This window comes from Micromonospora sp. MH99, assembly GCF_021442385.1.
In the GTDB taxonomy this organism is placed as follows: Bacteria; Actinomycetota; Actinomycetes; order Mycobacteriales; family Micromonosporaceae; genus Micromonospora.
Map to the genome: position 1 here is coordinate 1 of NZ_MUZA01000065.1, position 16,563 is coordinate 16,563.

Genomic DNA, 16,563 nt, shown 5'->3' on the forward strand with positions numbered 1-16,563 from the left:
GCCACCGCCGCCGAGGACGCACCCGCCGCGTCGTCCCACCCGGCCGACTCGGTCAGCCTCGCCGCCGACCCGACCGCCGCGACCGCCCCGGCCGCCGCCGCTGGCGGGCTGGAGCCGGCCGGCGGCCTGGACACCACGAAGGCCACCCGTCCGGTCGCGCCGGGCGTGCAGCTCACCTCCTTCGACAGGTACGACGCCGACGGCTGGCTGCGCGCCGACGCGCTCACCACCGACCTCGCCGGCGGGTCCACGGTCGACTACGTCAACTCCGGCGCGGTCAGCCGGGCCGAGCCGCTGCGCAAGGCGGTGGACGACTCGCGGGCGGTCGCCGCGGTCAACGGTGACTTCTTCGACATCAACAACTCGGGGGCCGCGCAGGGCGTCGGCATCCGCAACGGCGAGCTGATCCAGTCGGCGGTCGGCGGTCACCCCAACGCCGTGGCGGTCACCGCCACCGGGCTCGGTCGGGTGGTCGAGGTGAACTTCGACGGCAGCGCCACCCTGCCCACCGGGCCGGTGGCGTTGACCCAGTTCAACAACATGGTGCAGGCCGACGGCATCGGCGCGTTCACCGAGCTGTGGGGGACGTACTCCCGCCAGCGGGCCGTGGAGGGCGCGGCCCGGGTGGTCGAGGTGACAGTGACCGGCGGCCGGGTGGCCGCGGTGGCCGGCGTGGCCGGCAGCGGCCCGGTCGTCGCCGGCAGCACGGTGCTGCTCGGCCGCGACGCCGGAGCGGACGCACTGGCCGGGCTGCACGTCGGTGACCCGGTCTCGGTGACCTGGCGGCCGAAGTCGTCCGACGGGAGCGCCCTGCACGCGGCGGTCGGGGGCGGCAACGTCCTGGTCCGCGACGGCGTCGTGCAGAGCATCGCCGACGCGACCCTCGCCCCGCGTACGGCTGTCGGGTTCAGCGCCGACGGCCGAAAGATGATCATGCTGACGGTGGACGGTCGGCAGGTCGACAGTCGCGGCGTGACGCAGACCGAGATGGGCCGGATGATGGCCGAGCTGGGCGCCCGGGACGCGCTCAACCTCGACGGTGGCGGATCGTCCACGCTGCTGGCCCGCGAGCCCGGCGCGTCGGCCGTGCAGGTGGAGAACGGCCCCTCCGACGGCAGCGAACGGGCGGTGCCCAACGGCCTGGCGATCTACGCGCCCAAGGGCAGCGGCCGGCTCACCGGCTACTGGGTCGAGACGGCCAGCGACCCCACCGCCGCCCCGGGCGTCTCCCCGGTGCGCGGCGGCCGGCCCGACCGGGTCTTCCCCGGGCTGACCCGCACCCTCACCGCGGCCGGCTACGACGAGACGTACGGCCCGGCGGCGGGTGCGCCCACCTGGCGGGCGACCCCGGCGGTACGTGGCCGCGTCGACCGCGACGGTGTCTTCCACGCCGGCACACCGGGAACCAGCACGGTCACCGCCGCCCGGGGTCGGGCGACCGGCTCGCTGGGCCTGACCGTCCTGGGCCCGCTGACCCGGCTCGGCGCCACGGTGCCACGGATCGGGCTGACCGGCCGGGACGGCAACGCCCTGGTCGGGGTGGTCGGCTACGACGCCGAGGGCAACACCGCGCCGATCGAGCCGGCGGACCTCACCCTCGACTACGACCGCGACCTGCTGCGGATCACCCCGAACCGGGACGGCAACCTCACCGTCACCGCCCTGCGCGACACCGGCTCCGCACTGGTGACCGTCCGCGTCGGACGGACGAGCACCGTCCTGCCGGTCACGGTCGGGCTGACCGACGTGCCGGTCGCCGGCTTCGACGACGCGGCGTCCTGGCGGTTCAGCCAGGCACGGGCCAGCGGCTCGGTCGCGCCGGCGCCGGGTCACACCGGCACCGGCCTGAAGATGTCGTACGACTTCAGCCAGTCCACCGGCACCCGGGCCGCGTACGCCGACCCGCCGGCCTGGATCGAGGTCCCGGGCCAGCCGCAGGCCTTCGGCATGTGGATCCACGGCAACGGCACCGGGGAGTGGCCGAGCCTGCACCTGCACGACGCGCAGGACACCCAGCACGTGCTGCGCGGCCCGCTGATCACCTGGACCGGCTGGCGGTACGTGGAGTTCGCGGTGCCGGCCGGCGTGCAGTACCCGGTACGGGTGCGCCGCTTCTACGTGGCCGAGACCAACGCCGCCGCGCAGTACCGCAGCGAAGTGATCATCGATGACCTGGTGGCGAAGGTGCCGCCGACGATCGACGTGCCGGCAGTGGCCCCGCGTACCGATCGGGTGGTGGTCCGCGACGGCACGGTGGACGGTGCCCCCTGGCGGTTCGCGGTGCTCTCCGACGCCCAGTTCGTCGCCGCCGACCCGGACAGCGACCTGGTCGCCCAGGCCCGGCGGACGCTGCGCGAGGTGAAGGCCGCCCGGCCGGACTTCCTGCTGATCAACGGTGACTTCGTGGACACGGCCTATCCGGCCGACTTCGCGCTGGCCCGGCGCATCCTCGACGAGGAGCTGGGCGACGCGCTGCCCTGGTACTACGTCCCCGGCAACCACGAGATCATGGGTGCCCCGATCAGCAACTTCGCTGCCGCGTTCGGCGCCACCTCACGGGTGTTCGACCACGCCGGCACCCGGTTCGTCACCCTGAACTCGTCCACCGGGACGCTGCGGGGTGGCGGCTTCGACCAGGTGCGGATGCTGCGCGAGACGCTGGACGCGGCGGCCACCGACAGGCGCGTCGGCTCGGTCGTCGTCCTGCACCACCACCCGGCGCGGGACCCGAGCCCGGCGCAGGCCAGCCAGCTCGGTGACCGCAAGGAGGCGGCGCTGCTGGAACAGTGGCTGGCCGACTTCCAGCACCGCACCGGCAAGGGCGCGCTGTTCGTGGGCGGGCACGTCGGCACCTTCCACGCCGACCGGGTCGACGGGGTGCCGTACGTGATCAACGGCAACTCGGGCAAGACGCCGTCGACCCCCGCCGACCAGGGCGGCTTCACCGGCTGGACGGAGTTCGGTGTCGACCCGGTCACCCCGGCCGAGGCCGACCGGGCCCGTCGCGACCCGCTCGCCGAGGGGCCACGCTGGGTGGACGCGGAGTTCCACGCCCACACCGATCGGCTCGCGTTGAACGCCCCGGCCAGCGTCGCGGTAGGCGCACCGGCGACGGTCACCGCCACGCTGACCCAACCCGGCGGGCGTACGGTCCCGGTGGCCGCACCGGTCAGCGCGGACTGGTCCGCCTCGCCCGCGCTGCACATCGGCGGGGCGGCCGGGGTGCGTCCCTGGCACACGGCCCGGTTCGACCCGGCCACCGGCACCCTGACGGCACTGCGGCCCGGCGCCCCGGTACGCCTCACCGTCGCCGTCAACGGCGTCCTCGCCGAGGCCACCGTCGCCCTCACCCGGTGAACCGTCCGGACGGCCCCCCGTACGCGCGGGGGGCCGTCCGGACGCGCCTCAGAAGTCGCCCTCGGCCACCTGGAACACGGTGAGGCCGAGGGCTCGCCACATCTGGACCACCTGGACACGGTCGTCGAAGACGCCGGCCACCCGGTAACGGTCCCGGATCTCCCGGTCGTAGATCTCCCGCTTCACCATCGAGTCCTTCCGGGAGTCGCCGACGGCCCGCAGGTGCAGGCCGAGGTAGGGGACCCGGACGTGTCGGGCCAGCCACGCCTCGGTGGCCTCCCGCGCGGAGACGTCCCGCCCGGAGCAGAAGACCACCCCGTACCCGGCCGCGTGCATCGCCCGGACCGCCGCGATCACCGCAGTGTTCGGTTCGTCCTCGCCCACCCGGGTCATGTCGTACGGGCTGCGGGACACGGCCAGCGCGACGGTGCCGTCGATGTCCACCAGGACGATCTCGGGTGGTTCGGTCGACGGCGGGTGCACGACGGCGGGGCGCCCGGTGCGGGCCTGCGGCACCGGCAACGGCAGGGCCCGGCCCACCAGGTACCGCTCGTGCAGCCGACGGATGGCCTCGGCCCCGACCTGCTCGGCCGTCGGGCGGGCGGCGTCGCGGCGCAGGCACTCGTCAAGGGGTACGTCGGTGAAGTCGTGCACCTCGAAATCCGCGCCGTGGCGGGCGGCCAGCTCGGCCCAGTCGCGCAACGTCCGCGAGCGCAGGTTGGTGTCGTCCACGCAGACGTCCGCCCGGGCCCGCAGCAACGCCTCGACCTGGGCCCGCTGTACGACTGTGACCTGCGCCTCGGCCCACTGGGTGAAGAGCCGCTCGCCGTGCAGCATCCGGCGCAGGTCGTCCCGGTTGACCCGGACGACTGACGGCTGAAGCGTGCGGGCGAACGTCGTCTTGCCCGAGGCGGGCAGTCCCCGGGTGGCGATCAGGCGGGTCATGGGCGCCCCTCGGGCTCGACGGGCGTACCCCCGGCGGGGTACCCGGCGGTGGTCCGCCGGGTGGGCGAATGCCCGTCCGGGCGGCGGGAATGCGGACGGGGAGGCACGTGTTGACGATGCCGGACGAGGTGTGCGGCCCGCTTGCCGGGTTGGCTCAGGCCCATGGCACACTGGTCAATCGGCCACCGGTTCCGGTTCACGCCCGAGCCCGTCGTGTACGGCGCGACGAGCGATGACGGCGACCCGGCGACCACCAACGAGAGGACCGAGGCGAGATGAAGGCAAACATCCACCCGGAGTACGTGACCACCGAGGTCAGCTGCTCCTGTGGCAACACGTTCACGACCCGCAGCACCGCCAAGGGCGGGGCGATCCACGTCGAGACCTGCAGCGCCTGCCACCCGTTCTACACCGGTAAGCAGCGCGTTCTCGACACCGCCGGCCGGGTCGCGAAGTTCCAGCAGAAGTACGCCAAGGTTCAGGCCAAGAAGGCCAAGTAACTCCCCGTTCGGCGCCCGCGTCCGGTTTTCTGCCGGACGCGGGCGCCGTCCGCGTTTCGCCTGTTTCCACGCGCCGTCGGCTGTCGGGCCGGCCCGGTGTCGCACCGTCGAAGGAGCATCCGCAGCATGAGCAGCGAGCGTCTGGCCGGCCTCCTCGACGAGTACGCGGAGCTGGAGAAGCGGCTGGCCGACCCGGCCATCCACGCCGACCAGGCCACCGCGCGCCGGGTGGGCCGCCGGTACGCCGAGCTGGTGCCGCTGCACAAGGCCGCCGGTGAGCTGGAGCAGGCGCGCGCCGACCTGGCCGCGGCCCGTGAGTTGGCCGCCGAGGATCCCTCGTTCGCGGCCGAGACCGAGGCGATCGCGGCCTCCCTGCCGGGGCTGGAGGAGCGTCTCGCCGAGCTGCTCATCCCGCGTGACCCGCACGACGCCAAGGACGTGATCGTCGAGATCAAGGCCGGTGAGGGCGGCGAGGAGTCGGCGCTGTTCGCCGGCGACCTGCTGCGGATGTACACCCGGTACGCCGAGCGGCACGGCTGGATCACCGAGGTGATCGACGCGCAGGACTCGGATCTCGGCGGCGTCAAGGACGTGTCGCTGTCGATCAAGACAAAGGGCGTGCCCGAGGGCGGGAACGGTGTCTGGTCGCGGCTCAAGTGGGAGGGCGGCGTGCACCGGGTGCAGCGCGTCCCGGTCACCGAGTCGCAGGGCCGGATCCACACCAGCGCGGCCGGGGTGCTGGTGCTGCCGGAGGCCGAGGACGTCGACGTCACCATCGACGCGAACGACCTGCGCATCGACGTGTTCCGCTCGTCCGGCCCGGGCGGTCAGTCGGTGAACACCACCGACTCGGCGGTGCGGATCACCCACCTGCCGACCGGCATCGTCGTCTCCTGCCAGAACGAGAAGTCCCAGTTGCAGAACCGGGAGCAGGCGATGCGGATCATGCGGGCCCGGCTGCTCGCCGCCGCGCAGGAGCAGGCCGACGCCGCCGCCTCGGACGCCCGCAAGGCCCAGGTGCGCACGGTGGACCGCTCGGAGCGGATCCGGACGTACAACTTCCCGCAGAACCGGATCACCGACCACCGGATCGGCTACACCGCGTACAACCTGGACCTGGCGCTCGCCGGCGACCTGGACGGGGTGCTGGACGCCCTGGCCGAGGCCGATCGCGCCGCCCGGCTGGCCGGCGACACCGAACTCACCCGCCGCTGACCACACCCCCGCTGCCGATCCCTGAGCGGGTCAGCTTGCGCGGGGGCGGGACTTCGCGCGCAGCATCTCCCGGTCGGCCTGTTCGAAGGCGACGCTGAGCGCGTCGCGCAACCCGCCGCCGCCGGAGACCTCCGCGAAGCCGATGCTCACCCCGACCGGGGTGCCCGGCACCAGGGACTCCCAGTCCTCGTTGCGTACCGCCGCCTCGATCCGGCGGGCGACCTCGGCGGCCTCGGTCATGCCGGTCTCCGGGAGCACCACAACGAACTCGTCCCCGCCGTAGCGGGCCACGAAGTCACCCCGGCGCATCACCCGGTTGATCACCCCGGCGATGCGTTGCAGCACCAGGTCGCCGGAGTGGTGCCCGTGGCGGGTGTTCACCGCCTTGAAGCCGTCCAGGTCGCAGACGCCGATGACGACCCGCTCGCCCCGCGTGACGACAGCTGTGATGTACCGCTCCAGCCTGCGCCGGTTGGGCAGCCCGGTGAGCGGGTCGGTAAGCGCCTCGCCCTCGTACCGGGCGGCCTCCCGACGCATCTCCTCGTGGTCGATCCGGGCGGCGATGCCGTCGATGTAGACGTCCCGAAGCCGGTCGTTGCGTTGCGCGGCGAGCCGGAACGCCAGCCGGTCCGCCCGGTGCGCCGCCGAGTGGTCGCCGGCGCGGGCCAGCGCGATGCTGCGCAGCCGGGCCGGTTCGGCCGCGCCGAGCGTCTCGGTGGACACCCGGATGGTGTCCAGCCGGGCGACCGCCTCGATGGGTCGACCGTCCGCGACGGCCAGGCAGACCATGCCGAGCTGTCGCATGTCCCGCGCGCGGGCGCTGTCCCCGCCGTGGCTGAGCAGGTGGGACGGCTGGGTCTCGCCGGTCGGCTCCAGCGGGTCGCCGAGCGCGGCCTGACGTGCCGCCGAGTATCCGTACGCGGCGAGGCTGCTCGGGCGCAGTCGGCTGGCCCGCCCGCTGCGGACGAACCGGGCCAGGTCGGCGGCGACGTCCCGCAGCACCCGCAGGCAGCCGTCGCTGTCCCCGTTGTGGTCGAGGGCCACCGCGTTGCGCAGTCGGATGCCCGGTGCCGCGAACGTCTCCTCCGGGATTCCGGCGGTCACCCCGAGCTGCCGCGCGCGTTCGATCGCGCCCAGGGCGTAGCCGTGGAAGCTCAGGTAGCTGTAGGCCATCGCGAGGTCGTGCCAGCCCCACGCGGTGTCCCGGTCCGGGTCCTCCACGGCGCCGAGCGCCCGGGCGGCCTTGACGAGGTGGGTGACGCAGCGGTCCAGCGCGCCCTGATGGTGCGCGGCGAGCGCGGCCAGCGCGTTGAGGTGCCCGTGCAGATAGGGCTCGGCGAGATCGCGGACGGCCGCCGACGCCTCCTCGATGGCCCTGGTGAACTCCGCCGTCCGACCGAGATTGATCAGCGCCGAGAGGCGCTGCACCAGGGCGTCCGCACGGGCCGCCGGGTCGGTGGTGGTGCGGATCACCCGCTCCAGCAACGCGTACGACTCCGCGGAGCGACTTGCTTCTTGCAAAGCCCGCGCCTGCGTGAGGGTGTCAACCTGGTCCTCGACCCGGTCGAGCCAGCCCACCCACAACCTCCTGCCGTGTGCGTCTTGACGCACCCGTTCGTGGCGTCGTCCGTGACGCCTCATGATTGTCGCGTGACCACTCTGCCGCAACACCCCCCCGAAGGGACAGGCCGTACCCGTCCGTCCGCCGCGGTCGCCCGCGCGGCGCGGGCGCTCGCCGCCGCCGGGGTGGGTCCGGCACGCGTGGAGGCCGAGCTGCTGGCGGCGTACGTGCTGGGGGTTCCCCGGGGTCGGCTGGCGCTCGCCGACGACCTGGACGACACCCAGTTGGCCCGGCTCGACGAGCTGGTCGGCCGCCGCGCCGGTCGGGAGCCCTTGCAGCACCTGACGGGTCGGGCCGGATTTCGGCATCTGGACCTGGCTGTCGGTCCGGGGGTCTTCGTGCCCCGCCCGGAGACGGAGCTGCTGGCGGGCTGGGGTGTCGAGCAGGGCCGGGGCCGACCCGGGCCGCTGGTCGTGGACCTGTGCAGCGGCACCGGCGCGATCGCCCTGGCGGTGGCGCAGGAGCTGCCCGGCGCGCGGGTGATCGCTGTCGAGCGGTCCGCGGCGGCACTGGTGTGGCTGCGCCGCAACGCCGCCGAGCGGGCCGCCGCGGGCGACCGGCCGATCGAGGTGGTCGAGGCCGACGTGACGGCGCCGGACCTGCTGGAGCACCTGGTGGGGCGGGTGGACGTGCTGCTGTGCAACCCGCCGTACGTGCCGGTGGAGGTGGTGGTGCCGCCGGAGGTGGCCGCGCACGATCCGGCGGAGGCGGTCTTCGGCGGCCTGGACGGTCTGGCGGTGATCCGGCCGGTGATCAGCCGGGCGGCGGCGCTGCTGCGCCCCGGCGGCGTCATCGGGGTCGAGCACGACGACACGCACGACGTGGCGGTGCCGGCGCTGTTCGCCTCCGACGGCCGGTTCGAGGCCGTCACGGAGCATCCGGACCTCACCGGCCGCCCTCGTTACGCCACCGCGTCCCGACGGGCGGACGGCCAGCACACCGGGTCCGGGCCGGCGTGGCAGACTGACTCCTCGTGATGCTCTACGACTGCCGGTCGCCCGCCGATCGGGACCGCGGCATCGCTGCGGCCATCGAGGCGGTCAAGAACGGCGAGCTGGTCGTCCTCCCGACGGACACCGTCTACGGGATCGGCGCGGACGCGTTCACGCCCTACGCGGTCAAGGCGCTGCTGGACGCGAAGGGCCGGGGCCGGCAGATGCCGCCGCCGGTGTTGATCGGTTCGCGCCACACCCTGGACGGGTTGGTCTTCTCGCTGCCCACGGCGGCACGGGACCTGGTGGAGGCGTTCTGGCCGGGTGCGCTGACGATCGTTGTCGAGCACTCGCCGAGCCTCCAGTGGGACCTGGGCGACAAGACGGGCACGGTGGCGGTGCGGATGCCGCTGCACCCGGTCGCCCTGGAGGTGCTGCGGGAGACCGGCCCGATGGCGGTCTCCTCGGCCAACAAGACGGGCCAGCCGGCGGCGGTGACCGCCGAGGAGGCACGTGACCAGCTCAGCTACTCGGTGCGTGCGTACCTGGAGGCCGGGCCCTGCCCGGATCCGGTGCCGAGCACGATCGTGGACCTGACCGGCGAGGTGCCGCAGTTGCTGCGGGCCGGCGCGATCCCGCTGGAGAAGCTGCGCGACGTCGTCCCGGACCTCCTCGACGTCCAGGGGGCCTGAGTGCCCCCGTTCACCGTCCTGCACGTCTGCATGGGCAACATCTGTCGTTCGCCGATGGCCGAGCGACTGCTCGCCCTCGCGGTGCGGGAGCGGTTGACCCGGCGTGCGCAGGACCCGGCCGCCGCCGAGGAGCTGGTGCACAGCCACAGCGCCGGCACCGGCGGCTGGCACGCGGGCGAGGAGATGAACCCGCCGGCGGCGCGACAGGTCATCGACCGTGGCGGTGCCGTCGAGGGGTTCGCGGCGCGCAAGCTGCGCTCGGACCACATCGACGCCGCCGACCTGATCCTGACGGCAACGGCCGACCAGCAGGAGTACGTGGTCGCCCTCCGTCCGGACGCGGCGGCCCGCACCTTCGTGCTGGGTGAGTTCGGCCGGCTGCTCGCCGCCGTGGACGCCGCCGCGTTGCCGGCGGCCGAGGCGACCCCGGAGGCGGTGTACGCCCGGGGCGTGGCGGTGGTGGCGGCGGCGCACGACAACCGGCTGGGCGCCTCGGCGCTGCCCACCGACGATCTCGACGATCCCTGGGGTCGCGGCGACCAGTGCTTCACCCGGGTCGCGGACGAGATCGAGGAGACGGTCCACCCGCTGGCCGCCGCGCTGCTGCCCTGAGCGTCGTGCGAGTTTCCTCCGGGTTTGGGGAAAACCAGGGGCGAAAGGGGCGTTCCGGGTCATTCTGAACGGGTCCTAGCGTGACCGGCTCCTGCGGGGAGAGCTGATGATCCGGGCCCGAATCGACAAACTGATGACCGTGGTGATCGCCGGTGTGCTGGCCGGTCTGGTGCTGGCCGGAGCCGCCCTACCCGCGGCCCTGGTCTTCGGAATCGGCTTCAGCGCCCTGTCCACGCCCTACTCGGAGCTGCCCAGCACGCTGCGCACGCCGCCCACCGCCCAGCGCTCCAACCTGTACGCCAACGACGGCACCACCCTGATCACGTCCTTCTACCAGGAGGACCGGGTGGACGTTCCGCTGCGTGAGGTCGCCCCGGTGATGCGCCAGGCCATCGTGGCCGCCGAGGACGTGCGGTTCTACCAGCACAGCGGGGTGGACCTGCGCGGCGTGGTGCGCGCCTTCACGGTGAACAAGCGGGACGGCAAGACCCGGCAGGGCGCCTCCACCCTGACCATGCAGTACGTGCGCAACGTGCTCAGCAGCGACCCCCGGCTCACCGAGCGGCAGCGGCAGGCGGCCACCGAGGTCACCACCGCCCGCAAGCTCCAGGAGATGCGGTACGCGCTGGCGCTGGAGCGGGAGCTGAGCAAGGAGGACATCCTCACCCGCTATCTCAACATCGCCTACTTCGGGGCCGGGGCGTACGGGATCGCGGCGGCCAGCAAGCGCTACTTCTCCCGCTCGCCTGCCGAGTTGACCCTGGCCCAGGCCGCGCTGCTGGCCGGGCTGGTCCGCTCGCCGGACAGCGACGACCCGATCAACGGGGACGCCGACGCCGCCCTGGGCCGACGGACGTACGTGCTCGAGCGGCTGGTCGAGACCGGCCAGGTGCCGGCCGACGCGGCGGCGGCCGCGCAGGCCGAGCCGTTGCAGCTGCGCCCCAGCGAGACGCCGAACGACTGCACGGGGGTGCCCGACGGGCACAACGACTGGGGCTTCTTCTGCGACTGGTTCACCCGCTGGTGGAGCAGCCAGTCGGCGTTCGGGTCGAGTGCCGACGAGCGGCAGCGCACGTTGCGCCGGGGCGGCTTCTCCATCGTCTCGTCACTGGACCCGGCCGTGCAGCGGGCCACCACCCAGCAGGTGCTCAAGATCTACCGCCCGACCGAGGCGCGGGCGGTGCCGACCGCCGTGGTGCAGCCCGGCACCGGCCGGGTGCTGGCGATGTCGGTGAACCGTACCTACAGCGTCGCGGACAACCCGGTCGGGCAGAAGAACCACCCGAACACGGTCAACCAGCTCGTCGCCGGCGGCGGGGCCATCGACGGCTACCAGGGCGGCTCGACGTTCAAGCTCTTCGCCATGCTTGCCGCGCTGGAGTCCGGCCTGCCGCTGTCGACCGAGTTCACGGCGCCGACCCAACTGCTCACCCGGTTCCCGGTTACGGGGGCGGGAAGCTGCGACGGCCGCTGGTGCCCGTCGAACGCCAACCCCTCGTCGATGGACGGCCCGCGCACCATGTGGACCGCGTTCGGCAGGTCGGTGAACACGTACTTCGCGTGGCTGACCGAGCGGGTCGGCGCCGACCGGGTGGTGGAGATGGCCGAGCGGCTCGGCATCGTGCTGCGGGCCGACTCCGACGAGCGGCTGGCCCGCTACGGCGCGAAGGACTGGGGCCCGTTCACCCTGGGCGTGGCCGCGACGACCCCGCTGGACCTGGCGACGGCGTACGCCACGGTGGCGGCCGAGGGGACCTGGTGCGCGCCGCTGCCGGTGGTTTCGATCAGCGACTCGTCCGGCCGGCCGGTGGACGCCGCCAAGCCGGACTGTCGACAGGCGCTCGACGCCGACGTGGCGCGGGCGGCGGCGGACGCGGCCCGCTGCCCGGTGGGCGACCAGTCGATGTACGGGCGGTGCGACGGCGCCACGGCGCCCGACCTGCGTTCCCGGCTGGGCCGCCCGGTGGCCGGCAAGACCGGCAGCTCCGAGCGGTACGAGACGGAGACGGTGGTGGCCTTCACCCCGCAGTTGGCGGTCGCCTCGATGGCGGCCAACCCCGACGATCCGCGTGACGCGGTCGGTCAGGCGGTGCAGGCCCAGATGGTGACCGCGGTGGGGGAGGTGCTCGGCGTCGCGCTGCGCGACCAGCCGGTACGCGACTTCGTCCCGCCGAGCGAGCGCGCCGCCTTCCAGGTCACCGGGGCCCGCACCGGCAACTGACCGGTCCCGGGCGGGCGGGTCAGGGCGTCTGTTCGGCGTTGCGGGCGATGTTGCGGGCCATGCCGCCGAAGACCACCGCGTGGAACGGGGCCACCGACCCCCAGTAGGCGTGTCCGGCCAGCCCGCGGGGCAGGAAGACCGCGCGCTGCTGGTAGCGGCTGCGTCCGTCGTCGGCGGGCAGCGCCCGCATCTCCAGCCAGGCGCGGCCGGGCAGGCGCATCTCCGCGCGCAGCCGCAGCAGCTCGCCCGGGACGATCTCCTCCACCCGCCAGAAGTCCAGCGCCTCGCCGACCTGGAGGCGGTGCGGGTCACGCCGGCCCCGCCGCAGCCCCACCCCGCCGACCAGCCGGTCCAGCCAGCCGCGTACCGACCAGGCGAGGGGGAACGAATACCAGCCGTGCTCGCCGCCGACGCCCTCGATGACCCGCCAGAGGGCCGCCGGTGACGCGTCCACCGTCTGCTCCCGGAAATCGGTGTACGCCGTGCCACCGGACCAGTCCGGGTCGGTGGGCAGCGGCTCGGCCGGCGCGTCCGGACCGCTCGCGGTCGACCAGCGGGTCTCCACCTGGGCGTCGCGCACCTTGGCCAGCGCCAACGCCACCGCGTCGTCGAATCCGGTGAGGCCGTCCGGTGGGTCGGGCACGTACCGGGCGATGTCGTGTTCGTGCGCCACGGCCTCGTGGATCAGGCTCTCCACCAGCGGTCGGGCGATCTTGTTCGGTACCGGGGTGATCAACCCGACCCAGTGCGAGGACAGCGACGGGGTGAGCGGGCGGACCGGCACGATGATCCGCCGGCGCAGACCGGCCACCCGGGCGTACCGCTGCATCATGTCGCGGAAGGTGAGCACGTCCGGACCGCCGATGTCGAAGCCGCGATTGACCTCGGGCGGCAGCGTGGTGCAGCCGGCCAGGTAGCGCAGCACGTCGCGGACCGCGATCGGCTGGATCCGGTTGCCGACCCACCGGGGGGTGACCATTGCGGGCAGCCGCTCGGTCAGGTAGCGCAGCATCTCGAACGACGCCGAGCCGGACCCGATGATCACCGCGGCGCGGAGCACCGCCGTGGGCACCCCGCTGGCCAGCAGGATTCGACCCACCTCGGCGCGGGACCGCAGGTGCGGCGAGGGGACCTCGGCGTCGGCCGCCGGCTCCGGCCCGCCCAGATACACGATCCGGCGTACGCCGGCAGCGCGGGCCGCCGCCGCGAAGTTGGTCGCCGCCTCCCGGTCGGCGGCCTCGAAGTCCTCGCGGCCCAGCGAGTGCACCAGGAAGTACGCGACGTCGACGTCGGCGAACGCGGCGGGCAGCGTCTCCGGGCGGCTCAGGTCGCCCTCGACGATCTCGGCCGCCGCGGCCCAGGGCACGTCACGCAGCCGTACCGCCTTGCGGGCGAGGCAACGCACGGTGTGCCCGTCGGCGAGCAGCAGCGGCGTCAGCCGCCCGCCGATGTATCCGGTGGCTCCGGTGACGAGGCATCTCACGGCTCCCAGTCTGCGGCCCCCTAGACTCGTTCGCTGTGGAGACCGAGACGAGCACCTTCTGGGGGCCGGATTTCGCGCAGCTCAGGGCCACCGATCCGGAGATCGCCGCTGTGGTCCTCGGCGAACTGGACCGGTTGCGCGGCGGCCTGCAGCTCATCGCCAGCGAGAACCTGACCTCGCCGGCGGTGCTGGCCGCGCTCGGATCGACGCTCACCAACAAGTACGCCGAGGGCTACCCGGGCCGGCGCTACTACGGCGGCTGCGCCGAGGTGGACCGGGCCGAGGAGATCGGCATCGCCCGCGCCAAGGAGCTCTTCGGGGCCGAGCACGCCAACCTCCAGCCGCACTCGGGGGCGAGCGCCAACCTGGCCGCGTACGCCGCGCTGGTGCAGCCGGGGGACACGGTGCTGGCGATGGACCTGCCGCACGGCGGGCACCTCACCCACGGCAGCCGGGTGAACTTCTCCGGCAAGTGGTTCCGCCCGGTCGGTTACCCGGTCCGGCCGGACACCGAGCTGATCGACTACGACGAGGTACGCGACCTGGCCCGGACGCACCGGCCCAAGCTGATCATCTGTGGCGCGACCGCGTACCCCCGGCTGATCGACTTCGCCCGGTTCCGGGAGATCGCCGACGAGGTCGGCGCGTACCTGATGGTGGACGCCGCGCACTTCATCGGCCTGGTGGCCGGGCGGGCCATTCCGTCCCCGGTGCCGTACGCCGACGTCGTCTGCGCCACCACCCACAAGGTCCTGCGTGGCCCGCGCGGCGGCATGATCCTCTGCCGCGAGTCGCTGGCCCAGCGGATCGACAAGGCGGTCTTCCCGTTCACCCAGGGCGGCCCGCTGATGCACGCGGTGGCGGCGAAGGCGGTGGCGCTGCGCGAGGCCGCCCAGCCGGAGTTCCAGACGTACGCCCGCCAGGTGGTCAGCAACGCGCAGGCGCTCGCGGCCGGGCTGGCCGACGAGGGGATGCGCCCGGTGTCCGGCGGCACGGACAGCCACCTGGCCCTGATCGACCTGCGGGAGCTGGGGGTGACCGGCGCGGAGGCCGAGGCCCGGTGCGACGCCGCCGCGATCACGCTCAACAAGAACGCCATCCCGTACGACCCGCAGCCGCCGCTGGTGGCCTCCGGCATCCGGGTGGGCACGCCGAGCGTCACCACCCAGGGGATGCGCGAGGGTGAGCTGCGGCAGGTGGCCGCCCTGATCGCGCGTGCGGTGCGCGCCGACCCGGGCGCACCGGGTGGCGCCGACGCGCTGACCCGGATCGGCGCCGAGGTGGCCGAGCTGGCCGCGGCCTTCCCGGCGTACCCCCGTGGCTGAGCCCGGGGTGGTCGAGCCCGCCGCCGACCGGCGGTGGCGGTTGCGGCACCTGCCGGTGCTCCTGGGCGCGTCGCTGGCGCTGGCCGTTGTCGCGGCGGTCGTCGGCGCGGTGACCGGCGGCGCGACCGCGGCGTTCGGCGCGGCGGCCGGGGTGGGCGTCACGGTGCTCAGCTACACGCTGACCACGGTGGTGCTGGCCCGGGCGGACCAGGTCAACCCGCAGCTGCTGCTGCCGCTCGGCGTGGGCCTGTACGTGCTGAAGTTCACCCTGTTGGGTGTCGTGCTGGTGGCGGTGGCCTCGACCGGCTGGGCCGGGTTGATTCCTCTTTGCCTCGGCATCGTCGCCGGGGTGGCAGTGTGGACAGCGGTGCACCTCTGGTGGCTGACCAGGGTGTACGCCCACCGGCCACGGGACTGACCTGGCGATCGGCCGGCCCGCCGTCCCAACCAGCGGACGCGCCGCAATGTGTCGGCCTCCGGTCATTTTCCGACGGGCGGAAGGGGAGTAGCGTGCCCACAGACGACGGCGCCCACGAGATGCCCACACAACGATGGTTGTGCGGGGGGTGAGGCACAGCCTCGTCTTCCCGGCTGATATCGTTCGCCCCGTCATGGCTGATGACCAAACCCCCCGCCCCGCCGGTGAACCGGACGACTATCCGTCCGGCGCCGGTCAGGGTTGGACAGCGCTCAGCTACCTCATCGGAGGCATGCTCGTGTGGGGTTTCATCGGCTGGCTGGTCGACCAGTGGCTCGACACCGGTGGCGTCGCCACCGGGATCGGCTTCGTGCTCGGCATGGCTGGGGGAGTCATCCTGGTCATCCGCCGACTCGGCACGCCTACTTAGGAAGGGACGCGGTGTTCGGACAGGCGAACGTCCTGGCAGCGGGCCAGGCGGCATTCCCACCCAGCGTGGACGACTTCTACCTGCCCGCGATCGTGCCCTGGGGCGCGGAGAACGCGCCGTGGTTCACCAAGTTCACGCTGATGATCTGGCTCGCGGTCGGCGTCCTGATCATCTTTTTCCTGGCTACCTATCGGAACCCGAAGCTGGTGCCGACCAAGAAGCAGTGGTTCGCCGAGTCGATCTACGGCTTCGTGCGCAACAACATCTCGGTCGACATGATCGGGCACCAGGGCGTGCGGTTCGCCCCCTACTTCACGACGCTCTTCTGCTTCCTGCTGCTGACGAACGCGTTCGCGATCATCCCGTTCTTCCAGATCTCGCCGAACTCGCACATCGCCTTCCCGGCGATCCTCGCGGTGATCAGCTACGTGCTGTTCAACTACATCGGCATCCGGCACCACGGGTTCGGCAAATACTTCAAGCACGCCCTGATCCCGCCGGCACCGTGGTACATCCTGCCGCTGCTGATCCCGATCGAGGCGTTCTCGACCTTCATCATCCGGCCGTTCTCGCTGGCCGTCCGTCTCTTCGCGAACATGTTCGCCGGCCACATGCTCCTGCTGGTCTTCACGCTCGGCGGCTTCGCGATGCTCAACGCCAACGCCTGGCTGGCGCCCGTATCGGTGGTCTCCTGGGTGATGACCGTGGCGCTGACCCTTCTCGAGGCGCTGGTCATCGTCCTGCAGGCCTACGTCTTCACGGTGCTGAGCGCCAGCTACATCCAGGGCGCGCTCGCCGAAGAGCACTGATCC

The 16,563-nt window shown here is 73.1% G+C and carries 14 protein-coding genes; 11 read left to right on the top strand and 3 right to left on the bottom strand.

Translation table 11 applies throughout. The annotated features are described in order from the left end of the window. The coding region (locus B0E54_RS25910; protein WP_234588706.1) for a phosphodiester glycosidase family protein at positions 1 to 3,357 on the top strand (3,357 nt) is incomplete at its 5' end. 48 nt (positions 3,358 to 3,405) lie between these two features. On the opposite strand, the gene B0E54_RS25915 is transcribed toward B0E54_RS25910, so the two are convergent. Beyond that, complete coding sequence (locus tag B0E54_RS25915) at positions 3,406 to 4,302, bottom strand: AAA family ATPase (RefSeq protein ID WP_234588708.1); 897 nt, start codon at positions 4,300 to 4,302, stop codon at positions 3,406 to 3,408. Positions 4,303 to 4,577: 275 nt separating this feature from the next. On the opposite strand from B0E54_RS25915, the gene rpmE reads away from it, so the two are divergent. Beyond that, a complete protein-coding gene (rpmE, locus tag B0E54_RS25920; RefSeq protein ID WP_007464546.1) occupies positions 4,578 to 4,802 on the top strand; it encodes a 50S ribosomal protein L31 in 225 nt (74 codons plus the stop codon). A gap of 126 nt (positions 4,803 to 4,928) precedes the next feature. Next, positions 4,929 to 6,017: a peptide chain release factor 1 gene (prfA, locus tag B0E54_RS25925; RefSeq protein WP_234588711.1), complete on the top strand. Its 1,089-nt coding sequence runs from the start codon at positions 4,929 to 4,931 to the stop codon at positions 6,015 to 6,017. A 30-nt stretch (positions 6,018 to 6,047) separates the two neighbouring features. On the opposite strand, the gene B0E54_RS25930 is transcribed toward prfA, so the two are convergent. Then, positions 6,048 to 7,595: a diguanylate cyclase gene (locus tag B0E54_RS25930; protein WP_234588714.1), complete on the bottom strand. Its 1,548-nt coding sequence runs from the start codon at positions 7,593 to 7,595 to the stop codon at positions 6,048 to 6,050. 72 nt (positions 7,596 to 7,667) lie between these two features. On the opposite strand from B0E54_RS25930, the gene prmC reads away from it, so the two are divergent. The 4 genes from prmC (at position 7,668) to B0E54_RS25950 (ending at position 12,095) form a co-directional block, all read left to right on the top strand. After that, positions 7,668 to 8,615, top strand: coding sequence for a peptide chain release factor N(5)-glutamine methyltransferase (prmC, locus tag B0E54_RS25935; RefSeq protein ID WP_234588715.1), 948 nt, complete (start codon positions 7,668 to 7,670; stop codon positions 8,613 to 8,615). Continuing rightward, positions 8,615 to 9,262 (top strand): L-threonylcarbamoyladenylate synthase, encoded by a 648-nt coding sequence (locus B0E54_RS25940; protein WP_234588740.1) that lies wholly within the window; start codon positions 8,615 to 8,617, stop codon positions 9,260 to 9,262. The genes prmC and B0E54_RS25940 overlap by 1 nt, the downstream gene beginning before the upstream one ends. After that, a complete protein-coding gene (locus B0E54_RS25945; RefSeq protein ID WP_234588716.1) occupies positions 9,263 to 9,874 on the top strand; it encodes a phosphotyrosine protein phosphatase in 612 nt (203 codons plus the stop codon). It abuts the gene before it with no gap. A gap of 106 nt (positions 9,875 to 9,980) precedes the next feature. Then, positions 9,981 to 12,095, top strand: a complete 2,115-nt coding sequence (locus B0E54_RS25950; RefSeq protein ID WP_234588717.1) for a transglycosylase domain-containing protein — start codon at positions 9,981 to 9,983, stop codon at positions 12,093 to 12,095. A 19-nt stretch (positions 12,096 to 12,114) separates the two neighbouring features. On the opposite strand, the gene B0E54_RS25955 is transcribed toward B0E54_RS25950, so the two are convergent. After that, the gene (locus tag B0E54_RS25955) at positions 12,115 to 13,578 is read right to left on the bottom strand and encodes an SDR family oxidoreductase (protein WP_234588718.1); all 1,464 of its coding nucleotides are present in this window, start codon (positions 13,576 to 13,578) and stop codon (positions 12,115 to 12,117) included. 35 nt (positions 13,579 to 13,613) lie between these two features. On the opposite strand from B0E54_RS25955, the gene glyA reads away from it, so the two are divergent. From glyA to atpB, 4 genes are all read left to right on the top strand, one after another. Beyond that, positions 13,614 to 14,903 carry a serine hydroxymethyltransferase gene (glyA, locus tag B0E54_RS25960; protein WP_308195402.1) on the top strand — a complete coding sequence of 430 codons (1,290 nt, stop codon included), beginning with the start codon at positions 13,614 to 13,616 and terminating at the stop codon, positions 14,901 to 14,903. Then, positions 14,896 to 15,321, top strand: a complete 426-nt coding sequence (locus tag B0E54_RS25965; RefSeq protein WP_234588719.1) for a hypothetical protein — start codon at positions 14,896 to 14,898, stop codon at positions 15,319 to 15,321. Before glyA ends, B0E54_RS25965 begins: the two co-directional genes overlap by 8 nt. Positions 15,322 to 15,514: 193 nt before the next feature. Beyond that, on the top strand, positions 15,515 to 15,751 hold the full coding sequence (locus B0E54_RS25970) for an AtpZ/AtpI family protein (RefSeq protein ID WP_124773539.1): 237 nt from the start codon (positions 15,515 to 15,517) through the stop codon (positions 15,749 to 15,751). Positions 15,752 to 15,762: 11 nt separating this feature from the next. Next, the gene (gene atpB, locus B0E54_RS25975; RefSeq protein WP_234588720.1) at positions 15,763 to 16,560 is read left to right on the top strand and encodes a F0F1 ATP synthase subunit A; all 798 of its coding nucleotides are present in this window, start codon (positions 15,763 to 15,765) and stop codon (positions 16,558 to 16,560) included. Positions 16,561 to 16,563 lie beyond the last annotated feature (3 nt).

What these genes read in the sequence shown, in the direction of transcription:
- B0E54_RS25915 (WP_234588708.1), bottom strand. Translation starts at nt 4,302, where the DNA reads ATGACCCGCCTGATCGCCACCCGGGGACTGCCCGCCTCGGGCAAGACG.
- rpmE (WP_007464546.1), top strand. Translation starts at nt 4,578, where the DNA reads ATGAAGGCAAACATCCACCCGGAGTACGTGACCACCGAGGTCAGCTGC.
- prfA (WP_234588711.1), top strand. Translation starts at nt 4,929, where the DNA reads ATGAGCAGCGAGCGTCTGGCCGGCCTCCTCGACGAGTACGCGGAGCTG.
- B0E54_RS25940 (WP_234588740.1), top strand. Translation starts at nt 8,615, where the DNA reads ATGCTCTACGACTGCCGGTCGCCCGCCGATCGGGACCGCGGCATCGCT.
- B0E54_RS25950 (WP_234588717.1), top strand. Translation starts at nt 9,981, where the DNA reads ATGATCCGGGCCCGAATCGACAAACTGATGACCGTGGTGATCGCCGGT.
- B0E54_RS25970 (WP_124773539.1), top strand. Translation starts at nt 15,515, where the DNA reads ATGGCTGATGACCAAACCCCCCGCCCCGCCGGTGAACCGGACGACTAT.